Here is a 24,390-nt window from a genome sequence, read left to right on the forward strand (position 1 = left end):
CCACGCGAGTAAACGTGCCCGCACCGATCCGGCGGCAATTTCCGTCCGCGCGGTTTACCTGCCGCAGAATCGGCAACCCTGCACCCATGGCGTCCTCGGTGAACGTGCCGTCGTGGCACGTCCACGGCTCGTCGATGCCCCCGCACGTGATGCCCCCGCACGTTCGGAGTCCGGACCTGCACCACGACCGGCGGTGGGTCCGCGGGTCGTACGCGCGGTCGGGCGGCGCGACGAGGCTGTCAGGCGAGGCGCTGTCAGGCGAGGCGACGGGCACGACGATCCGCAGAAGGGAAGGGCCATGAAGATCGCGATGGTGTCCGATCACGCAAGCCCCTTCACGGTCCCCGGCGACGTCGATGCGGACGGCCGGAAGGTGCACGTCGCCGAGCTGTCGGCGGCGCTGGTGCGCGCAGGACACGACGTGACCGTCTACACCCGTCGCGACGACCCCGACATACCCGAGCGAGTCCCGACCGACGACGGGTACGAGGTGGTCCACGTCCCCGCCGGTCCGCCGGCTCCGCTGCCGGCGGACGAGCTGCTCCCACGGATGGGTGAGCTCGGTACCTTCCTCGAACGGGAATGGACGAGGGATCGGCCCGACGTCGCCCACGCCCACTGCTGGATGCCGGGGATCGCGACGCAGCTCGCCGCCCGCACCGTCACGGTGCCCACGGTGCAGACCTTCCACACCCTGGGTGTGGTGGAGAGCCGGCACCGGGGCGGGGCGCAGACCGGGTCGCCGAACCGGATCCGTATCGAGCGGCTCCTGGCGCGCGGCGCGAGCCGGGTCGCCGCGACCTGCACGGACGAGGTGTTCGAGCTCGCCGCGCTGGGCCTGCCCCGCACCCGCACGTCCGTCGTGCCCTGCGGGGTGAACCTCGCGCAGTTCGCGCCCACCGGCCCCGAGGCTCCGGCGCGCGGGCCGGGGCGCCGCATCGTCGCTGTCGGGCCGCTCGTGCCGCGGATGGGCTTCGACGTGGCGATCCGGGCGCTGGCCCTGCTCCCCGGCACGGAACTGGTGATCGCCGGCGGACCGGCGGACGACGGCGCCCCCGACGAGGCCGCACGTCTGCGCGCCGTCGCCGGGGACCACGGCGTGCTCGACCGGGTGCACATGACCGGGCACGTGTCCCGGACGGACATGCCGGCGCTGTTGCGGTCGGCGGACGTCGTCGTATGCACGCCCTGGTACGAACCGCTCGGCCTGGTGCCGCTCGCAGCCATGGCATGCGGGCGGCCGGTGGTGGCCACCGCGGTCGGCGGCCTGCTCGACACGGTCGTCGACGGGGTCACGGGCACGCTGGTGCCCCCGCACGCGGCCGACGCGGTCGCGGCGGCGGTACACACCCTGCTCACCGACGACGTCCAGCGCACCGCCTTCGGTCTCGCCGGCCACGACCGGGCGAGCACCCGCTATTCGTGGGACCGTTCCGCGGCCGACGCCGTGCGCACCTACGAGAGGTGCGTCCCGGCGGATCCGCGGTCGGTGCGGTCCGTACGCTCCGGAGCCCGCTGAGATGCTCGGGCCACGGCCGCGACGGGACTTCCGGGATCTTCACGGAATCTTCACGGATTCGGCCTACGGGCACGCCGCGGAGACGTTACTCTTGCAAACAAGGTTGAGAAGCAGCCGGTTTCGTCTCGTAGAGGCGACTGCTGCGCTCCCTGCCCGGACGGGCGTTGCTCCAGCAGTCGGAAGTGTCGACGGAGGAACAGCCATGGTCCATCTGCTCGCCATCCTGACCACACCCCGCGGGTGCGGTCTCCGAAGCGCGGCACGGCAGGTGCAGCCGTGACCGCCAATGTCGTCCTGCTGCTGTTCGTGCTGGCAGCAGGTATCGGCGGCACCGCAGCGTTGCAGGGGGCGCTGCGGCGTCGCCGCTGATTCCACAGCGGCATCACCGCCGATACGACAGCGGCGTCGCCGCCGATGTCACAGCGGCGTCGCCGCTGATTCCACAGCGGCGTCGCCGCCGAGTGCTCGGCGCGTTGGTAGTGTCTGCGTCAGCTGCCCCGGTCGCCCAGACCCCCGGGAACGGAGAAGCGCGATGCACGACGAACACGTCGACGTCCTGATCGTCGGCGCCGGACTCTCCGGTATCGGCGCGGCCTGTCACCTGCAGGACGAATGCCCGGACAAGACCTTCACCGTCCTCGAGGCACGCGACGTCATCGGCGGCACCTGGGACCTCTTCCGCTACCCGGGCATCCGGTCCGACTCGGACATGTTCACCCTGGGGTACTCGTTCGAGCCGTGGGCCGAGCCCGAGACCTTCGCCGACGGCCCGTCCATCCGCGACTACGTCCGCCGCACCGCACGGGATCGCGGCATCGACGAGAAGGTCCGGTTCCGGCATCGCGTGGTCCGCGCCGAATGGTCCACGCCGGCCGCCCGCTGGACCGTGACGGCCGAGCGCACCGACACCGGGGAACGAGTTCGCCTCACGTGCGGCTTCCTGTTCGTCAATTCGGGCTACTACCGCTACGACGAGGGCTACACCCCCGAGTTTCCCGGCGTGGAACGGTTCACCGGCACCCTCGTACACCCACAGCACTGGCCAGAGGACCTGGACTGCACCGGCAAGCGCGTCGTCGTCGTCGGCAGCGGCGCCACCGCCGTGACTCTCGTCCCGGCACTGGCGAGGACGGCCGCACACGTGACGATGCTGCAGCGCTCTCCGAGCTACGTCATGTCGCGTCCCTCGATCGACCCGGTCGCCGGCGCGTTGCTCGGCCGGATACCGCTGAAGCTGGCCTACCCTATCGTCCGCTGGGCGAACGTGCTGGGCAGCATGGCCTTCTTCCAGTTGAGCCGGCGCCGGCCCGATCTGGTCAAGCGGCTGCTACGCAAGGGCGTGCAGAGCCACCTGCCCGCGGACTACGAGGTGGACGTGCACTTCCGGCCGCGATACGACCCGTGGGACCAGCGCGTCTGTTTCGTGCCCGACGGCGACCTGTTCCGGGCGCTGCGGGAGGGCCGGGCGACGGTCGTCACCGACACGATCGACACCTTCACCGAACACGGGATCCGCCTGGAATCCGGGCAGGAACTCGCCGCCGACGTGATCGTCACCGCGACGGGACTGAACCTGCTTCTGCTCGGCGGGATGGCCGTGAGCGTCGACGGTCGCGACGTCGAGATGGGAAAGACGCTGGCGTACAAGGGGATGATGCTCTCCGGGGTGCCCAATCTCGCATTCACCGTCGGATACACCAATGCGTCGTGGACGTTGAAGGCCGATCTCGTCGCCGGATACGTGTGCCGCCTGCTGCGCCACATGGACGCCCGCGGATACGCCTACTGCACCCCGACGGCCCCCGCGACCACGACCGCGACGTCCCCGTTGGTCGATCTCGCGTCCGGGTACGTCCTGCGCAGCATCGATTCGATGCCCAGGCAGGGCCCCGCGGCGCCGTGGCGGCTGTTCCAGAACTACGTCCGGGACCTGGTGATGATGCGCCGCGGACGACTCGAGGACGGCGCCGTGCGCTTCTCCCGGGCAGCGCTTCCGGCAACGGCGCAGTCGGTGGCCTGAGGTCGCGGGCGAAAGAACCAGCGTAGGAGCGCGGTTCGAGGCCGAGCGCGACACTGCGCACATCCGCCGCATAGACTTCCGGTGGAGGAGGCGGTCGATCCTTCCGGTGCACGGATCCGCAGCCACAGCTACTTCCAGGGGCGGAGAGTGACAGATGCAAGTTGGTGCCCTGTTCGGCAGGTATCGCCTGGACCGTCCACTGTCGGTGGACGCGACGGGCGAGGTATGGGCCGCGTTCGACACCACCACCGGCCGGAACGTCGCGGTGCGGGCGCTGCCACCCGAGGTGACCGAGGACGACGAGTACCGCGCTCGTTTCGAACGCGAAGCCGAGATCGCCGCCCGGATCCGGAACCCTCGTGTGCTCCCGATCCACGACTTCGGGCAGATCGGCACCCGGCTCTTCCTCGCAACGCCCGTCGTCGAGGGCACCGATCTGCAGACGATGCTCCGGTCCACCGGCGCGATGGACGTCCCGCGGGCAGTCGGTGTCGTCGAGCAATTGGCGTCGGCGCTCGAGGCCGTGCACGCGGCCGGGCTGGTCGAACAGGAAGTGACGTCGGCGAACGTCCTGGTGCAGGGCGACGGAAATGTTCTCCTCACCGACGTCGGGTTCCCCCCGCATCCCGGCGCGGCGACGGGCGTCTACGGCCTGGCGACGGTGCTGTACGAATGCCTCACCGGCAGACTCTTCCAGTCCTCGGGTGGACGAGCGGGGGCCCCGCAGTCGTCGTCGGCGGTCTCGGATCTTCCGGCCGGCATGGTCGAGGTCGTCGCACGCGGAACCGCACCCGAACCCGCGCGGCGCTACGGATCGGTGAGCGAGCTGGCCGCGGCGGCACGCGCCGCGGCCGCGCCGTCACATCCCACCGGCAGGTCCGTTCCCGCGGTCGCTCCGCTCACCCGGAACCGGCGCGTCATGATCCCGGTTCTCGCGGCGATCGTCGCCGTCCTCGTCGTCGGCGGCGTGGCCCTCGGGGCCGTGTCGTCCGACGACGCCGACCCGACGCCCGTCCCCATCGCGGTGCAGCCGGCCTCTCCGACGTCCACGCCCTCGGCCGCACCGACCACCTCGACAGCCGCGGAACAGGAGCCGACGCCACCTCGGACGGAGTCCCAGGCTGCCGAGGTTCCAGCCCAGGACGGCGAAGTTCCACCCCAGGACGCCGCCCCCGCGAGGCCGGCGCCTCGATCGGCACCGCCGGCTCCTGCCCCTGCCCCCGTCCCGGCTCCGGCACCTGCGCCCGCAGGACCACAGGTTCTGCCGTGCTACCCCGGCTACGAGCACACCCCGCCGCCCGACGGACCGTGCCTTCCCGCCGGGTCGGCTCCCGCGCCCGCCCCGGCACCTGCACCGGCGCCCGCAGCACCACAGGTACTGCCCTGCTACCCCGGCTACGAACACACCCCGCCGCCCGACGGACCGTGCCTTCCCGCCGGGTAGGCGCCGGCCGCCGCGGAGCGGTAGCGCTCGACCGTCCGCTCCATCCGGACGGCGCGGTCACCGTGCGTTCCGGCTCGTGCTCGTCACTACGCGTGCGCGCCGGCGAGTCGCACCTGGACCGACTTGGCCATCGGACACCGTTCGACGGCCCGCAACGCGAGGGTTTCCCTGGCATCACGATCCTCGACACGAGGCAGCCGCACGTCGACCTCGGCGGAGAGATCGAACTCCTGGTTGCCCCGTGAAGTGAGTTCGACGCGGGCGTCCACGGCGCACTCCCCCAGGTCGTGATCGCCGGCCGACGCCGTCGCGATGAGGGTCTGGTACACGCACGCCGCCAATGCCGCCGCATACAGTTGCTCGGGCGTCACCGCGTCGAACCCGGCGGCGTTGTCCGGCGTCGTCACGCGCAGGTCCGGTGAATGCCCGTCGATGCGCACCGAGGTGTCCTCGGCCGTTGCGGTGTATCGATACGAATTCGGCTCTGTCATCAGGTGTTCCTCCGGTCCGCACTTCGCTCTGAGCGCCGGCGCCGCTCGCTACGGCACCGATGCGATCACCCGGGTGCCCGAACCGAGCCCGGGGAAACCCGCGGCCGGGGATTGACACCCACCGGACCGGGTAACCGCACCCATGACCACCCTTCGTGCCCTCGCCCTGAACTGCACACTCAAACCGTCCCCGGCGGAGTCCAGCACCGACCTGATGGTGTCGCATGTCCTGTCCGCGCTCGCCGGGCACGGCGTGACCACCGAATCGGTGCGCGTCGTCGACCACGACGTCCGTCCCGGTGTGGAGGCGGACATGGGTGACGGCGACGAGTGGCCGGGCCTGCTCGAACGCGTCGCCGCCGCCGACATCCTGGTCGTCGCCACGCCGACCTGGGTGGGCCACATGTCCAGCGTCGCCCAGCGCGTGCTCGAACGCCTCGACGCGGAACTGTCGAGCACCGACGACGAGAACCGGCCACGCATGGTCGGGAAGGTCGCCGTCGCCGCGGTCGTGGGCAACGAGGACGGTGCGCACAAGATCGTCGCCGACCTGTTCCAGGGTCTCAACGACATCGGGTTCAGCATCCCGGCCCAGGGCTGCACCTACTGGAACGGGGAAGCGATGTCCGGCACGGATTTCAAGGACCTGTCCGAGGTTCCGGAACAGGTATCCACGACCACGCAGGCACTGGCACGGAACGCCGTCCATCTGAGCACCGTGCTGCGCGAACGGCAGTACCCGCCGTATCCGGGCTGAGCCCGCCCGCCGCATGCCGCCGGTTCGCCCGCATGCCGCCGGTTCGCCCGCATGCCGCCGGTTCGACCGAATGTCACACGCGTTCGATCGAATCGAACGTATGTGACATTCGGTCGCCGACACCGAGGCGAGCACCGGTCGTCGCGGAGAAGAAGTAGACCTCCCCCGGCTGCGGGAGCAGGTACACCTGCTCCCCCGGACCGATCGCAACTCGTCGATCCACCCGTACGACGACCTTGCCCGTCGCGCTCGACCAGTCGGCCGGCCCGGTCGCCGTCGCATGGACGAAGGCCTCCGCGCCGAGCTGCTCGACCAGGTCCACCGTCAGGGACAGCGTCCCGGACCGCCACGCGCCCACGGGGGTCCATGCCTCGGGCCGCACCCCGACGACGATCCGGTCGGCGCCGACGTCGGCCGGAACCGGCACTCGTAGGGCGCCGAGCACGGCCGCGCCGTCGCGGACGGGTGCGTCGAGCAGGTTCATGCCGGGCGAACCGACGAACCCGGCGACGAAGGTGTTGACGGGGTTGTCGTACAGGACGCGGGGTGCGGCGACCTGCTGCAGGCGACCGCCGTCGAGGACGGCCACCCGGTCCCCCATCGTCATGGCCTCCACCTGGTCGTGGGTGACGTACACGGTCGTCGTGCCGAGTCGCCGCTGCAGTCCGGCGATCTGCGAACGCGTGCTGACGCGCAGCTTCGCGTCGAGGTTGCTCAGCGGTTCGTCCATGCAGAACACCGCGGGCCGTCGCACGATCGCCCGGCCCATGGCCACGCGCTGTCGCTGCCCACCCGAGAGCTTGCCCGGTTTGCGGTCGAGCAGCGGCTCGAGTTCGAGCATCCGCGCGACGTCGAGCACCCGCGTCGTCCGTTCCACCCTGCCGACGCCGGCGTTGCGCAACGCGAAACCCATGTTCTCGGCCACGGTCATGTTCGGGTACAGCGCGTAGTTCTGGAACACCATCGCCACGTCGCGGGCCTTGGGCGGCAGTCCCGTCACGTCGGCCCCACCGATGTCGATGCGACCGTCGTCGACCGCCTCGAGGCCCGCGAGCATGCGCAGGCTCGTGGTCTTCCCGCAGCCCGACGGCCCGACCAGGACCAGGAACTCCCCGTCCGCGACATCGAGGTCGAGGCGGTCCACCGACGGCCGATCGGCACCGGGGTAGCAGTGGGTGACGGACCGGAAACGTATGCTTGCCAAGGCTTTCCCTACAGATTCGGGGTGATCTGACGGTCGATGATCTGCTGCAGCTGCCGCGCGACGTCGCCGAACGCCGTCGGCACGTCGGCCCCCTGCAGCGCGATCTGTTCGAGGCCGGTGCCGATGATCTGGTCGCCGCCGGGCACGAAGACGCGCGCGTAGTCCTGCGACCGGGTGCGCGCGAGCTGATCGACAGCGGTGCGGGCGTTGGGGTTCTGCTCGAGGAATGCTCTCATCCCGGGATCCTCGGTGGCGGACTTGCGCACCGGCATGTAGCCGATCTTCTGCGAGAAGTAGGCGGTGTTCTCCCCGTTGGTGACGAAGTCGACGAACTTCAGCGCGTTGCGCTTCCGCTCGTCGGAGATGTTCGCCGGAATCGCCAGTCCCGCACCGCCGGTGGGGCATCCCGGCGTCCCGTCGGGGGCGGGCAGGAACGCGGTGCCGAAGTCGAACGCGGCGTTCGCGGTGATGCCGGACAGATCGCCGGTCGAGGCGATGGTGGACGCGATGATCCCGGCGGAGAAGTCGTTGGCGATGTCCGTGGACACGCCCGCGTACCTCCCGGTGTGGATCATGTCCTTCAGGAACTGACCCGCGGCGATCGTCTCCGCGTCGCCGAAACGCAGCCGCCAGCCGTCGGAGTAGGCTCCGCCGAACGTCCAGATCGGTCCTTCGAACGTCCAGCCGAGGTAGTCCTTGGCGTTACCCCAGCCGTGTGCCAGCTTGCCGGACCCGACCACCCGCTGCAGTTCGGGACCCCACTCGGCGAACTCCTGCCAGGTGGCGGGTCCGCGGTCGGGAAGACCGGCCTGCCGCCAGACGTCCCGGTTGTAGTAGAACAGCGGCGTCGAGCGGGCGTAGGGCAGCGCGAAGTGACGGCCCTCGAAGAGGTAGTCGGCCAGCAGGGAATCGACGTAGTCCCCGGTGTCCACGCCGACCTCGGCGAAGAGGTCGTCGAGCGGGGTGATCGCGCCGGTCAGCGCGTAGTTGAACCACCACACGTCCGACAGGACGACGACGTCGGGCAGGTCGCCTCCGGACAGGGCCGCGTTGAACTTCTGCGACACCTCTTCGTAGTTCTTGCCGCCGTCGATCAGGTCGACCGTCAGGTCCGGGTACTTCGCCTCGAACCGGGCGATGAGCTCGCGCTCCACGTCCTGGGACTTGCCCGGGTGGTTGGACCAGAACTTGATGGTGTTCGCCGCGGATGCGGATTCCGAGGACCCGGACGACCCGGTGCCGGCGCACGCCGCCAGCGCGGCGCTCGCGGCGACGAGCCCGGTCAGTCCCAGAAATCCACGCCTGTCGATGTTCACGAAATTGCTCCTGGAGAGTTCAGCCCTTGACCGCACCGGAGGTGAGGCCCTTGATCATGTGACGTTGCAGCGCGAGGAAGATCACGAGGATCGGCAGCATGGCCAGCACCGTGCCGGCCATCACCGGCCCCCAGTTGGTGACGCCGTCGTTGTTCTGCAGCTGGGTCAGCCCGATCGGCAGCGGCGCCACGGACGCGTCGTCGGCCATGAGAAACGGCCACAGGTATTCGTTCCACTCGTTGACCACGGTGATGAGCGCGAACGCGACCAGGGTCGGTCCGGACACGGGTAGCACGACCCGCCACAGCAGGCGGACGTGCCCGGCCCCGTCCATCCGCGCCGCCTCGATGATCTCGGCGGGAATGGACAGAAAATGGTTGCGCAGCAGAAACGTTCCGAATGCCACACCTGCCAGCGGCACGATGATCCCCTGGAAGGTGTTGCGCCACCCCCATTCCGCCACCAGCGCGTAGTTGGAGATGACAGTGATCTGGTTCGGCACCATCAGCGCGGCGACGATACCGAGGAACACGAGGTTCTTGCCGGGGAAGCGCAGGAACACCAGACCGTAGGCGCTCAGGATGCCGAGGACGAACTTCACGCTCGACAGCACCGTGGTGATGATCAACGAGTTCCGCAGGAACGTGCCGAACGGCACCGAGGTGACTGCCTCCGTGTAGTTCCGGGGATGGAACACGGAGGGCCACCAGGTGACCGGCAGCGTGTAGATGTCGGGTCGCTGCTTGAACGAGGTCACCACGATCCAGTACAGCGGCAGCGCCACGACGAGCAGTGCCACGACCATCGCGGCGTAGGCGAGTACCCGGATCGTGCGCTCGCGACGCCGATACGGCTGCGCCGCTGCCGGTTCCGTGGTCGTGACCGGGCGCTCCAGGAGCGTCGTCATTCCGCACCCCCCGTCCGCTGGACCGACCGAATGTCACATGGCTTCGATGTGATCGAACGCGTGTCACATTCGGTCGCACGCCCACGCCCACGCCTACCCCCACGCGCGCGCCGGGGACGGCGGGCGGGGCGCGCAGTGTCGTCGCGGTCCATCAGGCGCACCTGGTAGACCGTGACGGCCAGCAGCACGAGGAACATGATCGTCGCGACGGTGGCACCGTAGCCGGCCCGGAAGTTCCGGAAGGACTCGTTGTAGACCTGGTAGACCATCGTGGTGGTGCCGGTACCGAGCGGCCCGCCCCGGGTCATCACGTTGATGATGTCGAAGACCTGGAAGGAGTTGAGCAGCACGGTGATCGACAGGAAGTACGTGGTGGGACGGAGCTGCGGCAGCAGGACGCGTCGAAAGACCGTCCACGACGAGGCGCCGTCGATCGCGGCGGCCTCGGACAGTTCGGGACGCAGGCCCTGCAGGGCCGCCAGATAGATGACGAACGTGTAGCCGAGGTTCTTCCACAGGTAGGTGAGGGTGACCATCACCAGCGCCCAGGCCGGATCCTGGTAGAAGTCCGGGGTGTTGAGCCCCAGCCTGCCCAGCAGGTCCTGGACGAGGCCGAAGTTGGGATCGAACACGAACTGGAACGCCACCCCCACCGCGGCACCGGAGATGACGAACGGAGCGAAGAGTGCGGACCGGACGAGGTTGCGGCCCAGCAGTTTCCGGTCCAGCAGCAGAGCCAGCGCCAGTCCGAGCAGCATGGAGCCCGCGACGGTCGCGACGGTGAAGACGACGGTGTTGCCGACGATCTGCCACGTGTCGGCACGGCCGAACCACTCGCGGTAGTTGCCCAGTCCGACGAACGTCGCGGTGGGGCTCGAGATGTTCCACTCGAAGAACGACAGTCGGATGTTGTCGACGAGCGGCCGGTACGTGAACAGGACCAGCAGCGCGAGATTCGGTCCGATCAGCGCGGCGAACAGCGCGTAGTCGCCCCACGGGCGTCCCCACGGACCCCGGTCGGTTCGGGGCAGTACTCTTTCCGGACTCGAGCGCACTGCGGCAGTGTGTCTGCCGCGGACGAACCGGAGGTTACGCCGGTCTGGCGCCGACGAGTACTCTCGTCACCGTCGAGGTACGAAGTGCTCGCCGGCGCCGGCCGTTGTCCGGCTAGAGGTTCCAGTCACCGAGGCCGTCCCAGCCGTTGAGGATGCCGCCCCCGGTGTTCTGCACGATCACCGGGTCACCCTTCCGGGCGTTCTCGAAGAACCAGCGGCCGTCCTCGGTGCTCACGTTCAGGCAACCGTGGCTGACGTTCGTGTTGCCCTGCGCCCACTCGGACCACGGCGCCGCGTGCACGAAGATGCCGCTGTTGGAGATGCGGGTCGCGTACTCGACGTAGGTGCGGTACCCCTCGGGCGAGTCCACCGGCACGCCGTACGTGGACGAGTCCATGTACATGTCACGGAACTTCTCGCCGACGATGTAGGTGCCGTTGGGCGTCTCGTAGCCCGGCTTGCCGAACGACGTCGGCATGGTCTTGACGACCTCACCGTTGCGGGTGACGGTGATGGTCTTGGTGGCGTCGTCCGCGACGGTGATCAGCGCGTCGCCGACGGTGTACGACGACTGCGTGCCCCCGGCGTTCACGGTGACCTGGGTGTGGGCGGGCCAGAACTCGTAGGGCCGCCAGCGCACCTGCCGGTCCGACGCCCAGTAGAAGTGCCCGTCGACGGGCGGGTCGGCCTGGACCTCGATGTGCCGCTCGGCGGCGGCGCGGTCGGTGATCGGCTCGTCGAAGCGGATGATGATCGGCTGCGCGACGCCCACCGTCTCACCGTTCGACGGGTTGATCGACGGTGCGGAGAACGGGGCGGGTTCCGGCGCCTGGCCGGGCAGCCGTTCGACGAGTTCCTGCACGCTCGGCAGTTCGGGTCCGCCGGGCCACAGGGGTACCGCGGCGGCGGGTCCGGTCATGGTGAGCGTGGCGGCGCCGACGCCCACCAGCGCGGTGACGACACGGCCGGACCAGCGTCCGGCGCGGCCGCGACTGTTCGGCCGACCCTTCTTCTCGAACATTCGACAACCCATCGTTCGTTCGTGCCGTCGCACCCACGTCCGCCCCGACAGCGACGACTTGGCGCACCCATTAGACACAGCACACCTGCGGGCGGGCAATTCGACCGCGCCCGTCCGGGTGGCCCGTCGGGAGCTCGACGCCAGGTCAGGACTCGATTCGGGAGGCAGCGAGGAGATCGTCGACAGCGACGAACTTCACGCGGGAGCGGCCCACAGCACCGCCCCGGGCGCGTTCCTGCTTGTCGATCTGCTGCCAGCCCCGGTAGTCCACATAGTCCGGCCGGCGCTCGGAGATCAGCGCCGCGAGCTTCTCCCGGTCGGCGACGGGGGCGACGAGGCGGCCGGCCACGAAGTCCTGGACCAGATGCTCGACGGTCTGCGCGGAGCACTGCTTGTTGGTGCCGATGACGCCGGTGGGCCCGCGCTTGATCCAGCCTGCGGTGTACACCCCGGGCAGGGGCTCGTTCGTTTCCGGGTCCACGACCCGGCCTTCCTCGTTGGGGAGGATGCCGCGCGTCTCGTCGAACGGCAGATCGGCGACGGGACGCCCCCGGTAGCCGACCGACCGCAGGACCAGGCCCGTGGGCAGGGTCTCGGTCTGCCCGGTGCGGTGCGCCTCGAGGCGGCCGTTGGTCTCGGCCAGTTCGGTGCGTTCGAGGGTGATCGAGTCGACCCGGCCGTCCCCGTTCAGCGCGACGGGTGCGGCGAGGAAGCGCAGCACGATCCGCTTGTTGTCCTCGGTCGGGGTCCGGCGGGCGAAGCCCTGGACCTGTTCGACCTTCAGTGCGATCCGTGGTTCGACGGCGGGGTCGTCGACGAGGGCCCGGCTGGCCGGGTCGAGTTCGGCGTCGGCCGGGTCGACGACGACGTCGACGCCCCGGAGCTGACCGAGGGCCAGCAGTTCCGGATTGGTGTAGGCGGCCTGGGCGGGTCCGCGCCGTCCCACGACGACGACCTCGCGGATGTTCGACGCGCGCAGGGCGGCGACGGCGTGATCGGCCATGTCGGTCTTCGCCAGCTCGTCCGGGTCGGCGACCAGTGCCCGCGCGACGTCGAGGGCGACGTTGCCGTTGCCGATGATCACCGCGCGTTCGCCGGACAGGTCGAAGGTGCGGTCGGCGTAGTCGGGGTGCCCGTTGTACCAGGCGACGAACTCGGTGGCGGCGTGCGAGCCGGGCAGGTCCTCGCCGGGCACGTCCAGGTGCCGGTCGGCGGCGGCACCGACGGCGTAGATCACGGCGTGGTGGTGCGCGAGCAGTTCCTCGTGGCTGATGTGGGTGCCCACCTCGACGTTGAACCAGCACTGGCTCTTCTTGTGGCCGAGGGCGCTGCGGAACAGCTCACCGACGGACTTGGTGCTCTGGTGGTCCGGGGCGACACCGGCGCGGACGAGTCCGTACGGGGTGGGCAGACGGTCGAAGATGTCGACCTCGACGCGGGACCGGCTGGTCAGCTCCAGCGCGGCGTAGCAGGCGGCCGGGCCCGAACCGACGATCGCGACCCGCAGGGAGCCGAGTTCGGCGGGGATCTTGGTGCGGTCGCGCTCCTCGGGCCAGTCCGGTCCGATCGGGTAGCGCCGGTAGTAGTCCTCGGCGATCTTCAGGTACGGCTCGTGCTCGGCGGGAAGCTCGTTGTCGGCGTAGATCGCGTCCACCGGGCATTCGTCCACGCACGCGCCGCAGTCGATGCAGGTGTCCGGGTCGATGTAGAGCATCTCGGTGGTGGCGAACGGCGCCTCGTCGGGCGTGGGGTGAATGCAGTTGACGGGGCAGACCTCGACGCACGAGGCATCGTTGCAACACGCCTGGGTGATCACGTAAACCACGGTGGATACCTGCCTGAAGTGCCGGGGGTTCGACGACCCCCCCAGACTATAACGTGTTCCAATTCCGGTCGAGATCCGGTTCGCTGCACCTGCTCTCCCGGCGTGTCCCCCGCGCCGGGGGTCAGCCGTCGCTCGGCTCGATACGGAAGCCGATCTTCACGGTCACCTGGAGGTGCGCGACGGCCCCGTCGTCGATGTGGCCCCTGACGTTCATCACCTCGAACCACTCGAGATGGCGCGTGGTCTCCGCCGCCCGCGCGACGGCCTGCTTGATCGCGTCGTCGACGCTGTCCGTCGACGACCCCACCACCTCGATCACCCGGTACACGTGGCTCACAGCTTCGCTCCCTCCGTATCGAACTGCTTCGAACACTCGTGGCCGTCCTCTCACGCGCGACGGGCGAGTTCACGCGCCACCGCACCCAGTCGCGCGAGCCGCAGATCGCCCAGCGCGATCGGGCCGCTGCCCAGTCGGTTCGTCGTGAACGCGAGCGACAGGCCGGTGTCGAGGTCGGCGAAGGCGCCCGAACCGCCGACCCCGTAGTGGCCGAGCGCCCCGCGCGGCCGTTCCCGGCTGACGAACACCGGCTGGTGGTAGCCGAGGCGCCACGCCATCGGGACGCCGAGCACGTAGTCGCGCCCGCGTACCCGGACCTCGTTCATGGCCTCGACGGTCTCCGGCTTCAGGAACTGCACTCCGTCGATCGTGCCGCCCGCGGCGATCGCCCCGTACATCCGTGCCAGCGCCCGCGCCGAGAACACTCCGTTCCACCCGGGCATCACCGCGTCGTGCACCGACGGATCACGCACCAGCTCGTCGAACTCCTCCGGCATCGCAGCCTCCGCGAGACCGCGGGTGAGGCTCACCCGCGACAGCACCGAAGCGGTCATCCCCCAGTGCAGTCCGGCGGGATTGATCCGCGGGAACAGCTTGGCGATGCGGTGCCGCTGGTCCTCCGGAACCCGGAACCAGAATTCGGGGGTGCCCAGGGGTTCGGCGATCTCCTGCCGGACGACGTCGACGAACGGCAGCCCGGTCACCCGCTGCACGATCTCCGCGACGAGCCAGCCGTAGGTCACCGCGTGGTACCCCGGTCCGCTCAGCCGCCGAGAATCGGGCGGCGCCGCCGCCAGCGCACGAACCGTCGCGTCGTAGTCGACGATGCCCATCCGGCCGGGCCGCAGGTTGCGCACCCGGTGCAGTCCGGCCCGGTGGGTGAGGACGTCCGCGACGGTGACGTGCTCCTTACCGGCCGCCGCGAATTCCGGCCAGTACCGGGCGACCGGCGCGAAGTAGTCGATCAGGCCGCGGTCTGCGAGGCGGTGCACCACGGTCGACGCCACGCCCTTGCCGGTGGAGAAGGACAGCGACACCGTGTCGCGGTTCCACCGCCGGTCGCGGGTGGCCCAGCCCGCCCAGATGTCGAGTACCTTCTCGCCGTCCAGGTAGGCGGCGAGGGCACCGCCGCCGTGCCGGGGCAGCCGGTACAGGTCGAAGAAGCGATCCGCGAGCGGCAGGAATCGCCGGTCGACGTGCATCTCGGTCGGCGGCGGGTCCTGGACCGCCGCCGCGCCCCGCACCGGTCGGGCTGTCATCCGTGATACCTCCCAGTCGACTTCGTGCCGCCAGGCTACGTCGCAGCGTCCGTTCCCGAACGGGTTTTGCCGAAGGGTCCCGTCAGGGGGCGACGTACCGGAACGTCCCCAGCACGACGCAGCCCCGTCCCGTGGTGAGGTTGACCGCGGTCGCGGCGGACCCTTCACACAGCACCGGATCGCGCAGGTCACCGATGAACGCCTGGGACTGCGGGCCGGCCACGACGAGCGCGGCCGCGGGCTCCTCGACGATCCCCAGTGCCAGGGCGTTCTCGCCGTAGCCGACGGCGGCGAGAGGACCTCCCGCAGCTTCGCCCGCCCCGACACCCCCAGCCAGTCCGGCCGCGAGCACGCGCGCCCCGGTGCGGGCGTCGGCGAAGCCGACTCCGCCGTCGCCGTAGCCCCACGCGCCGCTCGGCGCATCCGCGACCGCACCGCACGCGGTCCGCCCGTCGAGCTGGGTGACCGAGGTCGCCGAACCCGGGGGCGCCGCGCACGTCACCGCCTGGGCGGGCGGTGCCGCGACGAGTGCGGCCGCGACACCCGCGACCACCACCGCACCACCGCCGAGCACCCGAACCGACTTCCGTGCATCCGCTACCACCGACACGGTGACTGCCTCCTCCGGCCTCGTCCCCCGCAAACCGAATCCCCTCAGGGGAGTCTACGGAGACGCGCACCGGTTCACCGGGTGGGCGGGCATCGATGCGGTCACGGGACGTCACCGCTCCGGTGACTACGCCCAGCGGAATGCCTAACCGGGCCGCTTGCGATCCGTGTCGCGCGACGGCTGCACCCGTTTCGGCTCGCCCGGCATCTTCGGGTGGGTGGGCGGGTAGGGCAGGTCGCCGAGGCCTGCGGCGGCGTCCCGCTCGGCCATCTCGAGCAGCACGTCGAGCGTCTGCGCGGTCTCGTCCATCGCGGCCATCGGGTCACCGCGGCGTTCGAGCAGCCCCGGCACGGTCGCGATCGTGAAATCGTCCGGGTCGGCGTCGGCGAGTTCGTCCCACGTCAGGGGTGTCGACACCGTCGCGATCGGGGTGCGCCGCACCGAGTAGGCCGATGCGATCGTCTTGTCCCGGGCGTTCTGGTTGAAGTCGAGGAAGATGCGCTGCCCACGCTCCTCCTTCCACCACGCGGTGGTGGCCCGTCCGCCGCTGCGACGTTCCACCTCCCGCATCAGGGCGATCCCGGCGCGGCGCACACCGACGAAGTCCCATTCCGGGACGATGCGCACGTACACGTGCAGGCCGCGGCCCCCCGACGTCTTCGGGAACCCGACCAGACCCAGTTCGTCGAGCAGCGGCCGCAGCACCTCGAGGGCGACCGCCCGGGCGTCGTCGAAGGCGGTCCCCGGCTGCGGGTCCAGATCGATGCGCAACTCGTCGGGGCGGTCGACGTCCCCGCAGCGCACCGCCCACGGATGGAACGTCACGGTGCCCAGGTTCGCCGCCCACACGACGTCCGCGGCGGCGCGCACCCGCAGCACGTCGGCGGTGCGGCCGGACGGAAACGTGACCTCGCATGTCGCGATGTGGTCGGGCCGGCGGGCAGGCACCCGCTTCTGGTAGATCTCCTCGCCCTCGATCCCGTCCGGGAACCGCTGCAGGTGCGTGGGCCGCTCCCGCAGCGCCTGCAGCAGCGGCGCCGAGCCGGCCGTCGCGACGGTCCGGTAGTACTCGACGAGGCGGCGCTTGCTGCCGGCCTCACCGAGGCGGGGAAAGTAGACCTTGTCGGGGTTGGACAGGCGGACGGGCACACCGCCGACGTCCAGTTCCATCGCGGGAGAGCGCTTCGCGTCGGGCACCGCAGGTCACACTCCTGTCCGGTCGAGGACGTCGGCGAGGTCGTACCGCACCGGCACGTCCAACTGCTCGAAGGTGCAGCTGCGCGGATCGCGGTCGGGCCGCCACCGCAGGAACCGGGCCGCGTGCCGGAACCGCAGGCCGGCCTCCGCGTTGCCCTCCATCTGGTCGTAGGCCACCTCCAGGACCCGCTCGGGCCGCAGCGGTATCCAACGGCGGTCCGCGGCCGTCCGCCACCGGCTCGGCTCGCCCTCGGCGACGACGTCGGCACCGACCCGCAGCGGCGCGAGGTCGGCGAGCAACTCCTGGCGCTGCTCGACGGTGAACGCCGACGCGCCCCCGACCATCACCGGTTCGTCCCCGCCGTCGTACAGCCCCAGCAGCAGGGACCCGACCCCGTCGATGCTCTTGTGCGGGCGGTAGCCGATGAGCACACAGTCGGCGGTGCGGGCATGCTTGACCTTGCGCATCTCCCGCTTGTCCGGCACGTAGGGTCCGTCGAGACGCTTGGCGACGACCCCGTCGAGGCCGGCGCCCTCGAACTCGGCGAACCATCGGCCGGCGATCTGCGCGTCGAGGGTCGCGGCGGTGACATGGCAGCTCGGGCCGCCCCCGACCGCCGCCCGCAGCCGCTCCCGGCGCCGCGCGAACGGCGTCTCCATCAGGTTCTCGTCGCCGAGGGCGAGCAGATCGAAGCCGACGAACTGCGCGGGGGTCTGTTCGGCGAGCAGCGCGATGCGGCTCGCCGCCGGGTGGATACGCTCCGACAGGGCCTGCCAGTCGAGCCGGCTGCGGCCGTCGTGCGGGCGCGGCACCACGATCTCCCCGTCGACCACGCACCGGGCGGGCAGCTCCGCCCGCACCGCGGCGGTCAGTTCCGGGAAGTAGCGCACCAGGTCCTTCCCGCCCCGCGAGCTCAGCACCACCTCGTCGCCGTCGCGGAACACGACAGCCCGGAAGCCGTCCCACTTCGGCTCGTACGACCACTCGGGGTCGCCGTCGGCAGGCTGGGCCGGAACCTCGGGCACGGCCTTGGCGAGCATCGGTGCGATCGGCGGTTCGACTGGCAGCTGCACCGGCTCATGGTCGCACCCGGGGCCGACACGTGCCCGCCGGATCTGTGAGAAATCGCCCTACGGTTCCCGCCCGAGGCGGACATTCCGTACTCTCCCCCCATGAACTTCATTCGACGGGTGAGCGGCACCGTCGTCGCGGTGGCTGCGGCGGCTCTGGTGCTCGGCGCGTGCGGATCGGACGTCGAGCCCCGGGCGGTGCCCGAGCCCGGGTCCGAGACCACGTCGGCGAGCGCATCGGATACCCGGACGACCACCGGCCGTCCGACCACCACCACGGCACCGACGTCCCCCGGCTCCTCCGGTCTGGACATCGACGTCGAGATCGGTGACTGCGTGCGCCTCGGTGGCACCGTCGACGACGCGACCATCGAGAATGCGACCTGCGGCAGCATGGATTCGAACTACAAGGTGATCGACATCGTCGAGACGAGCGATCAGTGCGTCTCGGACGCCGACCAGACCTACTACGAGTCCTCCGCCGGGGTCGAGGTGGGTGCCCTGTGCCTCGACGTCGACTGGGTGGTCGACAGCTGCATGGACATCTCCGGCGAGGACCCGCAGCGCATCGACTGCGCCGCACCCGGCCCCGAAACGGAGAAGGTCACCGAGATCCTGCAGAACACCGACAACGTGAACGACTGCTCCGTCTCCGAGGGTGGATTCGTCTACAGCGAGCGTCGTTTCGTGGTCTGCACCGACACGCTCTGAGGCCGCCGTCCGCCGCGGCCGGCTACAGCCAGCCGCGGCGGCGGAAGATCGCGTAGAGACCCGCGCACGTCATGACCATCATCAACAGGGCCATGGGATAGCCTGCGGCCCAATGCAATTCCGGCATGGTGTCGAAGTTCATCCCGTAGACCGTGCCGATCAGCGTGGGCGCGAACAGAATTGCCGCCCACGCCGAGATACGCTTGATCTCCTCGTTCTGCTCGATGCTCGCCCGGCTGAGATTGCGCATCTCCTCGTTCTGCATCTGCGACACCATCGTCGCGTTGACCGTGAGGATGTTGCCGAGCAACTGCCGGAAGCTGTCGACCTGCTCGACGACCGTCGTCGCGTGGTCGGTGACGTCCCGCAGGTAGCGTTGCAGTTCGTCGTCGGTGCGGTACTTGGCGAAGCCCGACGACAGACCCGACAGCACGGTGAGCAGCGGTTTGGCCGCGCGCTGGAACTGGATGACCTCGCGGGAGAGTTCGTAGATGCGGCGCGAGACCCCGGGATCCCCGCTGAAGACCTCCGTCTCGATCTCGTCGATGTCGTTCTGCAGGCCCGCGACCACCGGAGCGTACCCGTCGACGACGGCGTCGAGGATCGCGTAGAGAACCGCCTCGGGACCGAGCCGCAGCAGATCGGGCTCGCTCTCCATCCGGTCCCGCACCGCCGACAGGTCGGGCGATTCGCTGTGCCGGACCGTCAGCACGAACGTCGGTCCGACGAAGACGTGCACCTCACCGAAGTCGACCCGCTCGGATTCGTCGACGTAGCGGGCAGCGCGCAGCACGACGAACAGGGTGTCGCCGTAGCGCTCGAGCTTCGGGCGCTGGTGGGCGGCGATGGCATCCTCGACGGCCAGTTCGTGCAGTCCGAATTGCTCTGCGGCGGCATGGAGTTGCGCGTCGGTGGGCCGGTACATCCCGATCCAGGCCATCGAACCGGGCTCGGGCAGGCAATCGAGGGCCTGCGCGAGTGTCGCCGGCGACGCGACGCGGCGGCCGTCCCGGTAGACCGCGCTGTCGACGATGCTGTTCTCCGCCCGCGCCGCACCGTCCCGGCCGGGGCTCTGCGCGGCGGCAGGATTCAGGGACGCGCCGAAACCGGCGGACGGGTCGGTGGTCGCCGGGGCGGAGCGACGCGGCAGCAGGGCACGGACGGAACGGTTGGGCAGCATGTCGGCACGGCCTTTCGGAGGCACGGAGGGCGACGGCGAGGGTGGTCGCCGTGGGACGCACACGCGACGGCAACCGTCGCGCACCGACAGGGCGCGTACGGGCTGCCGTCAGCTGGTACTCGGAGGTCGACTGCGCATCGCGAGTCCCACCTCCTCCACATCACCCGGAACCGTGCCGGGGGCCTGACGAACCCCCAGCAGCGTACGCCTTCGTGCCGTGCGGAGCCAGCCGGTCCCGTGCACGGCGTCGCGCCGCGCGCGGTGTCGGTGGCTGCGGCCACAATCGCCGTGACCGACCCGACCGACCGACGACAGGACCCCCCGATGACGCACTGGCCCGATCGACCGATCTGCGCGTTCGACCTCGAGACCACCGACCGCGATCCGCGGGTCGCGCGCATCGTGACTGCGTCCGTCGTCGTCCTCGACGGCGACACCGTCTCGTCGCGGACGTGGCTGCTCGATCCGGGCATCGAGATCTCGGAGGAGACGGCGGCGATCCACGGCGTGACCACGGAGCGGGCGCGCGCCGAGGGCCTCGAGTACACGGCCGGCTACACCCAGATCCGCGAGGCGCTGTGCGAGGCGTGGGTCCGCGATCACATCGTCGTGGCGTTCAACGCCAGTTACGACCTCACGGTGGTCGACGCCGAGGGCCGCCGGCTGGGCCTGCCGGGACTCGAGACGGGCCTGGTGTTCGACCCGTACGTCGTCGACCGCGAGATGGACCGCGACCGCGAGGGCAGCCGCACCCTGCAGGCGGTCTGCGATGCGTACGGCATCGCGCTGACCGCCGCGCATCAGGCCGAGGCGGACGCCCTCGCGGCGGGGCAACTGGCGCGGGCGCTGTGCACCCGCTTCCCGCAGCTCGCCGACCTGGACATCATGACGGACCAGGCGGCCTGGCACGCGGAGCGGCAACGCACGTTCGCCGAGTATCTCGCGGGTCTCGGGCGCGACGTGTCGGATGTGGACCCGCAGTGGCCCATTCGCGGTATCGCTTGAGAGCTGTTGCCGCGCCCGGGTTTCGACGTCGACCCTCACGACACCGCCCGGCGGGGCGACCGAATGTCACATCGCATCGATGTAGGGGGTTGTTGCAGAATCGTGGGTCGGCCCCGTCATGTCACGGCGGGGCTGACCTGCGGTTTCGTGTAGAATCCGTTGGTGGCCAAAGGATATCGACCCGTCGATCGTGACCAGCAGTTCCTGATCCCCCCGGACATGCGCGACTGGCTCGGCACCGACCATCCCGTGTGGACGGTCATCGACATCATCGACCGGATCGACACCACCGCATTCCATCGGACCGCCAAGACCGGTGGCGCCGGCCGTGCCGGCTACCACCCGGACATGCTGCTCACCTTGCTGGTGTGGGCCTGGTCCCGCGGGGAACGCTCCTCCCGCCGCATCGAACGGCTGTGCACCGAGGACGTGGCCTACCGGGTGATCTGCGCCCAGGACATCCCCGATCACGTGACGATCGCCCGGTTCCGCAAAACCCACGCCACCGCCTGCGAAGACCTGTTCACCCAGGTCCTGCTGCTGGCTGCAGCCCTGGGACTGGGCCGGCTGGAGACCATCGCGTTGGACTCGGTCAAGATCGCCTCCAACGCCTCGGCCGGCGCCAACCGCACCGAATCGTCGGTGCGGGCCGAAGCCGCCGCCCACGCCCGAGCAGTGGCGGCGGCAGCGGTGGCCGCGCATGCGGCCACCGATGCCGCCGAAGACGAACCCCACGATCACGGCGACCGCGGTCCCGGTTCGGTCCCACCGGCGTTGACCGACCCCCGGTCACGGGCAGCGCGGATCAGCGAGGCGATCGCCGCACTCGACGCTGCCCGCGCCGCCGACGAGCAGGCCCGGGCCGACAAGGACACCTCGGCCCGTCTGTATCTCGAGCAGGCCCGCGGCGGGCAGATGCCGATGGGTGCCCCGCCCGCCTCGGCGGCGGTCGCGGCAGCGGAACTGGCGTTGGAGAAGACCCTGGCTGCCCATGCCGCGAAAGTTCGGCGGTACGAGCAGCGGCGGGCCGAAGCGGCAGCGAAAGGCCACCGATACGGTGGCTGGGTGATCCGGCCGGCCGGGCAGGACCCGAAGGTGATCAAGGCCCGGGCACGTCTGGCTCGTGCCACCGCCGCAGCGGCGGCGGCGACTGCGGTCGCGGCGGCACGAGCCGATGCCGACACCGAGGGCCGGCCCGAGCGGGTGGTCAACACCACCGACCCGGAGTCCGGGTTGCAACCGTTGCGTGGTGGCGGCTGGGTGCAGGGGTTCAACTGTCAGGCCGTGACCAGCGGTGACGGGCTGATCATGGCGGTGTCGGTGGCGGCCAATCCCACCGATGCGCCGACGTTCGTGCCGATGATGCAGGCGGCGGTGGCCGCTGCCGGGTCGATCATCGCTGCCCGCCCCACCGGCACCGCCGATACGGACGGCACCGACGGCACCGACGGCGAGGGGATCGGGATGCTGCTCGCCGATGCCGGGTACTTCTCCGAAGCCAACATCACCGCGCCGGGACCGGACCGGTTGATCGCCCGCGGCAAGGCCCGCCACCTCGAACACGCGGCCCGGCACACACCGGTGTCTGGGCCGGCGCCGGTCGAGGCTTCACCGGTCGAGGTGATGGCCCACCGGTTGCGCACCGAGGAGGGAATCGCCACCTACCGCAAGCGTTCTCACATTGCCGAGACTCCGTTCGGGCATGCCAAACACAATCTGAATTTTCGGCGGTTCACCGGCCGGGGACTGGTCCGTGCCCGTGGTGAGTGGAGTTTTCATGCCGCGGTGCACAACATCGGCAAGATCCTCGCTGCGGTGGGTGGGGGCGGGTTGCCGGCCGCTGTGTGAGGCGGTGGTCCCGGGGCGGGAGACCCCGCCCCGGGACCGGCGCTTTGGTTCGCGGTCGCGGACCCTCGGCGATTTCGCAACAGCCCGGTAGTCGACCGAATGTGACATTCGGCCCAGGGCGGGGGTGCTTACCCCTTGACGACGCCGAGCGGCACGAGCCGTGCGACCCGACGGGCCAGACCGGCCCGCTCGCTCACCTCCGTGACCGCGTCGATGTCCTTGTACGCCTGCGGCTTCTCCTCGGCCAGTCCCCGCCACGAACTCCCCCGCACGAGCACGCCGTGGGACTCGAGCGCGTCGCGTACCGCCCGGCCGTCGGTGTGTCGAGCGGCGCGGTGCCGGCTCTGCACCCGGCCGGCCCCGTGCGCGGTGGAGAAGAACGCCGGGTTCCCGGCGACACCGGCGAGCACGTACGAGGCGGTGCCCATCGTGCCGGGAATGAGCACGGGCTGACCGACGTCCGCCAGGTCCTCGGGGACGTCGGGATGGCGGGGCGGCAGTGATCGCGTCGCGCCTTTGCGGTGCACGCACAGGGTGCGGACCTGCCCGTCCACCTCGTGCCGCTCGATCTTCGCCAGGTTGTGCGAGACGTCGTAGAGGAGGTCGAGAGTGGTACCGGCCGTGTCCTCGAAGACCCGGCGGGTCGCCTCGGTGAGCAACTGCCGGTTGGCCCGGCCGTAGTTGGCCGCCGCCACCATCGCCCCGAGATACGCCTCCCCCTCCGGTGACCGGACCGGCACGCACGCCAGCTGTCGGTCGGGAACGTGAATCTCGTAGCGGCCCATCGCCTTCTCCATCTCACGTACGTGGTCGGTGCAGATCTGGTGGCCGAGACCGCGGGACCCGCAGTGGATCATCACGCACACCGTGCCCACGTCGAGACCCATCGGCCGGGCAACGGCCGGGTCGAAGACCTGCTCGACGGCCTGCACCTCGAGGAAGTGGTTGCCCGACCCCAGGCTGCCGAGCTGACCGAGGCCCCGCTCGACGGCCCGGTCGCTCACCGCGGCCGAGTCGGCGCCGGCCAACACGCCCCGGTCCTCACACCGCTCGAGATCGCGGACGACACCGTGCCCCTGGTCCACCGCGAACCGGGCGCCGCCCTCGAGCACCCTATGCAGCACGCTGCGGTTCGGCAGCTCCCACACGCCCCGGGTCTGCATGCCACGGGGCACGACGTGACCGAGCCGGTCCATCAGCAGCCCGAGGCGCGGCGCGAGCGCGGACCGGTCGGCGTCACGCGCGATCAGCAGCCGCACGCCGCACGAGATGTCGAAGCCCACCCCACCGGGAGAGACGACGCCGCCGTCGTCGATGTCCGTCGCCGCAACTCCACCGATGGGAAAGCCGTAACCCCAGTGCACGTCCGGCATGGCGAACGACGCGGTGACGATTCCCGGCAGGGTCGCGACGTTCGCGACCTGGGTCAGCGCCTCGTCTCCTTCCGCGGCGGGAAGCAGGGACCGGGCCGCGAAGACGATCCCGGGTACGCGCATCGCGCCGGTCCGGTCGATCCGGAACCGGTACTGGGTCTCCTCGACGATCCTCATCACTGTCCGATCCGGGGCGGAGAACGCGGCGTCGGCGGCTTCGTTCCACCATAGAATCTGCAA

Annotated in this window: 21 protein-coding genes; 7 read left to right on the top strand and 14 right to left on the bottom strand. The window is 70.3% G+C overall.

The window, feature by feature from the left end:
• The first annotated feature begins 298 nt into the window (after positions 1-298).
• The 3 genes from QNA09_RS20435 (at position 299) to QNA09_RS20445 (ending at position 4,983) form a co-directional block, all read left to right on the top strand.
• Positions 299-1,519: a glycosyltransferase gene (locus QNA09_RS20435; RefSeq protein ID WP_010593646.1), complete on the top strand. Its 1,221-nt coding sequence runs from the start codon at positions 299-301 to the stop codon at positions 1,517-1,519.
• Positions 1,520-2,051: 532 nt separating this feature from the next.
• Positions 2,052-3,539 (top strand): NAD(P)/FAD-dependent oxidoreductase, encoded by a 1,488-nt coding sequence (locus tag QNA09_RS20440; protein ID WP_308072049.1) that lies wholly within the window; start codon positions 2,052-2,054, stop codon positions 3,537-3,539.
• A 154-nt stretch (positions 3,540-3,693) separates the two neighbouring features.
• Positions 3,694-4,983: a serine/threonine-protein kinase gene (locus QNA09_RS20445; protein WP_026137767.1), complete on the top strand. Its 1,290-nt coding sequence runs from the start codon at positions 3,694-3,696 to the stop codon at positions 4,981-4,983.
• Positions 4,984-5,069: 86 nt separating this feature from the next.
• On the opposite strand, the gene QNA09_RS20450 is transcribed toward QNA09_RS20445, so the two are convergent.
• Positions 5,070-5,474 carry an OsmC family protein gene (locus tag QNA09_RS20450; RefSeq protein ID WP_017680791.1) on the bottom strand — a complete coding sequence of 135 codons (405 nt, stop codon included), beginning with the start codon at positions 5,472-5,474 and terminating at the stop codon, positions 5,070-5,072.
• Positions 5,475-5,616: 142 nt separating this feature from the next.
• Here QNA09_RS20450 and QNA09_RS20455 point away from each other — a divergent pair, with 142 nt between their 5' ends.
• Positions 5,617-6,231, top strand: a complete 615-nt coding sequence (locus QNA09_RS20455) for an NAD(P)H-dependent oxidoreductase (protein ID WP_308072050.1) — start codon at positions 5,617-5,619, stop codon at positions 6,229-6,231.
• 73 nt (positions 6,232-6,304) lie between these two features.
• On the opposite strand, the gene QNA09_RS20460 is transcribed toward QNA09_RS20455, so the two are convergent.
• The 11 genes from QNA09_RS20460 to QNA09_RS20510 all read right to left on the bottom strand — a co-directional run bounded on the left by QNA09_RS20460 (position 6,305) and on the right by QNA09_RS20510 (position 18,036).
• Complete coding sequence (locus QNA09_RS20460; protein WP_203011151.1) at positions 6,305-7,435, bottom strand: ABC transporter ATP-binding protein; 1,131 nt, start codon at positions 7,433-7,435, stop codon at positions 6,305-6,307.
• An 8-nt stretch (positions 7,436-7,443) separates the two neighbouring features.
• Complete coding sequence (locus QNA09_RS20465) at positions 7,444-8,751, bottom strand: ABC transporter substrate-binding protein (protein WP_010593652.1); 1,308 nt, start codon at positions 8,749-8,751, stop codon at positions 7,444-7,446.
• Between the two features lie 19 nt (positions 8,752-8,770).
• Positions 8,771-9,658 (bottom strand): carbohydrate ABC transporter permease, encoded by an 888-nt coding sequence (locus QNA09_RS20470; RefSeq protein WP_040274788.1) that lies wholly within the window; start codon positions 9,656-9,658, stop codon positions 8,771-8,773.
• Positions 9,655-10,713, bottom strand: coding sequence for a carbohydrate ABC transporter permease (locus QNA09_RS20475; RefSeq protein ID WP_203011152.1), 1,059 nt, complete (start codon positions 10,711-10,713; stop codon positions 9,655-9,657). The genes QNA09_RS20470 and QNA09_RS20475 overlap by 4 nt, the downstream gene beginning before the upstream one ends.
• A 112-nt stretch (positions 10,714-10,825) precedes the next feature.
• Entirely contained in the window at positions 10,826-11,734 is a 909-nt protein-coding gene (locus tag QNA09_RS20480; protein WP_010593655.1) for an Ig-like domain-containing protein, read from the bottom strand.
• 145 nt (positions 11,735-11,879) lie between these two features.
• Positions 11,880-13,559, bottom strand: a complete 1,680-nt coding sequence (locus QNA09_RS20485; protein ID WP_010593656.1) for an FAD-dependent oxidoreductase — start codon at positions 13,557-13,559, stop codon at positions 11,880-11,882.
• A gap of 121 nt (positions 13,560-13,680) precedes the next feature.
• On the bottom strand, positions 13,681-13,896 hold the full coding sequence (locus QNA09_RS20490) for a dodecin (RefSeq protein WP_010593657.1): 216 nt from the start codon (positions 13,894-13,896) through the stop codon (positions 13,681-13,683).
• Positions 13,897-13,946: 50 nt separating this feature from the next.
• Positions 13,947-15,155: a serine hydrolase gene (locus QNA09_RS20495; protein WP_010593658.1), complete on the bottom strand. Its 1,209-nt coding sequence runs from the start codon at positions 15,153-15,155 to the stop codon at positions 13,947-13,949.
• 82 nt (positions 15,156-15,237) lie between these two features.
• On the bottom strand, positions 15,238-15,765 hold the full coding sequence (locus tag QNA09_RS20500; RefSeq protein WP_010593659.1) for a DUF6764 family protein: 528 nt from the start codon (positions 15,763-15,765) through the stop codon (positions 15,238-15,240).
• Positions 15,766-15,909: 144 nt separating this feature from the next.
• A complete protein-coding gene (locus tag QNA09_RS20505; RefSeq protein WP_040274821.1) occupies positions 15,910-16,935 on the bottom strand; it encodes a DNA polymerase domain-containing protein in 1,026 nt (341 codons plus the stop codon).
• A 33-nt stretch (positions 16,936-16,968) separates the two neighbouring features.
• Positions 16,969-18,036, bottom strand: a complete 1,068-nt coding sequence (locus QNA09_RS20510; RefSeq protein WP_017680797.1) for an ATP-dependent DNA ligase — start codon at positions 18,034-18,036, stop codon at positions 16,969-16,971.
• A gap of 99 nt (positions 18,037-18,135) precedes the next feature.
• Here QNA09_RS20510 and QNA09_RS20515 point away from each other — a divergent pair, with 99 nt between their 5' ends.
• Positions 18,136-18,744, top strand: coding sequence for a hypothetical protein (locus QNA09_RS20515; protein ID WP_010593663.1), 609 nt, complete (start codon positions 18,136-18,138; stop codon positions 18,742-18,744).
• 22 nt (positions 18,745-18,766) lie between these two features.
• Here the strand turns inward: QNA09_RS20515 and corA are convergent, their stop codons facing one another.
• Complete coding sequence (corA, locus tag QNA09_RS20520) at positions 18,767-19,924, bottom strand: magnesium/cobalt transporter CorA (protein WP_010593664.1); 1,158 nt, start codon at positions 19,922-19,924, stop codon at positions 18,767-18,769.
• 324 nt (positions 19,925-20,248) lie between these two features.
• On the opposite strand from corA, the gene QNA09_RS20525 reads away from it, so the two are divergent.
• Both QNA09_RS20525 and QNA09_RS20530 read left to right on the top strand, forming a co-directional pair.
• The gene (locus tag QNA09_RS20525; protein WP_029539975.1) at positions 20,249-20,929 is read left to right on the top strand and encodes a 3'-5' exonuclease; all 681 of its coding nucleotides are present in this window, start codon (positions 20,249-20,251) and stop codon (positions 20,927-20,929) included.
• A 219-nt stretch (positions 20,930-21,148) separates the two neighbouring features.
• Positions 21,149-22,777, top strand: coding sequence for a transposase (locus QNA09_RS20530; protein ID WP_228287210.1), 1,629 nt, complete (start codon positions 21,149-21,151; stop codon positions 22,775-22,777).
• A gap of 128 nt (positions 22,778-22,905) precedes the next feature.
• Here the strand turns inward: QNA09_RS20530 and QNA09_RS20535 are convergent, their stop codons facing one another.
• Positions 22,906-24,327 (bottom strand): RtcB family protein, encoded by a 1,422-nt coding sequence (locus QNA09_RS20535; protein ID WP_010593666.1) that lies wholly within the window; start codon positions 24,325-24,327, stop codon positions 22,906-22,908.
• Positions 24,328-24,390: the final 63 nt, after the last annotated feature.

Origin of the sequence: Rhodococcus sp. AH-ZY2 (assembly GCF_030916465.1) — a bacterium.
GTDB lineage: Bacteria > Actinomycetota > Actinomycetes > Mycobacteriales > Mycobacteriaceae > Rhodococcus > Rhodococcus ruber.

Coding starts and splice junctions, on each gene's coding strand:
- QNA09_RS20435 (WP_010593646.1), top strand. CDS start 299: ATGAAGATCGCGATGGTGTCCGATCACGCAAGCCCCTTCACGGTCCCC.
- QNA09_RS20440 (WP_308072049.1), top strand. CDS start 2,052: ATGCACGACGAACACGTCGACGTCCTGATCGTCGGCGCCGGACTCTCC.
- QNA09_RS20445 (WP_026137767.1), top strand. CDS start 3,694: ATGCAAGTTGGTGCCCTGTTCGGCAGGTATCGCCTGGACCGTCCACTG.
- QNA09_RS20450 (WP_017680791.1), bottom strand. CDS start 5,474: ATGACAGAGCCGAATTCGTATCGATACACCGCAACGGCCGAGGACACC.
- QNA09_RS20455 (WP_308072050.1), top strand. CDS start 5,617: ATGACCACCCTTCGTGCCCTCGCCCTGAACTGCACACTCAAACCGTCC.
- QNA09_RS20470 (WP_040274788.1), bottom strand. CDS start 9,658: ATGACGACGCTCCTGGAGCGCCCGGTCACGACCACGGAACCGGCAGCG.
- QNA09_RS20480 (WP_010593655.1), bottom strand. CDS start 11,734: ATGTTCGAGAAGAAGGGTCGGCCGAACAGTCGCGGCCGCGCCGGACGC.
- QNA09_RS20495 (WP_010593658.1), bottom strand. CDS start 15,155: ATGACAGCCCGACCGGTGCGGGGCGCGGCGGCGGTCCAGGACCCGCCG.
- QNA09_RS20505 (WP_040274821.1), bottom strand. CDS start 16,935: ATGGAACTGGACGTCGGCGGTGTGCCCGTCCGCCTGTCCAACCCCGAC.
- QNA09_RS20515 (WP_010593663.1), top strand. CDS start 18,136: ATGAACTTCATTCGACGGGTGAGCGGCACCGTCGTCGCGGTGGCTGCG.
- corA (WP_010593664.1), bottom strand. CDS start 19,924: ATGCTGCCCAACCGTTCCGTCCGTGCCCTGCTGCCGCGTCGCTCCGCC.
- QNA09_RS20525 (WP_029539975.1), top strand. CDS start 20,249: ATGACGCACTGGCCCGATCGACCGATCTGCGCGTTCGACCTCGAGACC.
- QNA09_RS20530 (WP_228287210.1), top strand. CDS start 21,149: ATGCGCGACTGGCTCGGCACCGACCATCCCGTGTGGACGGTCATCGAC.
- QNA09_RS20535 (WP_010593666.1), bottom strand. CDS start 24,327: ATGAGGATCGTCGAGGAGACCCAGTACCGGTTCCGGATCGACCGGACC.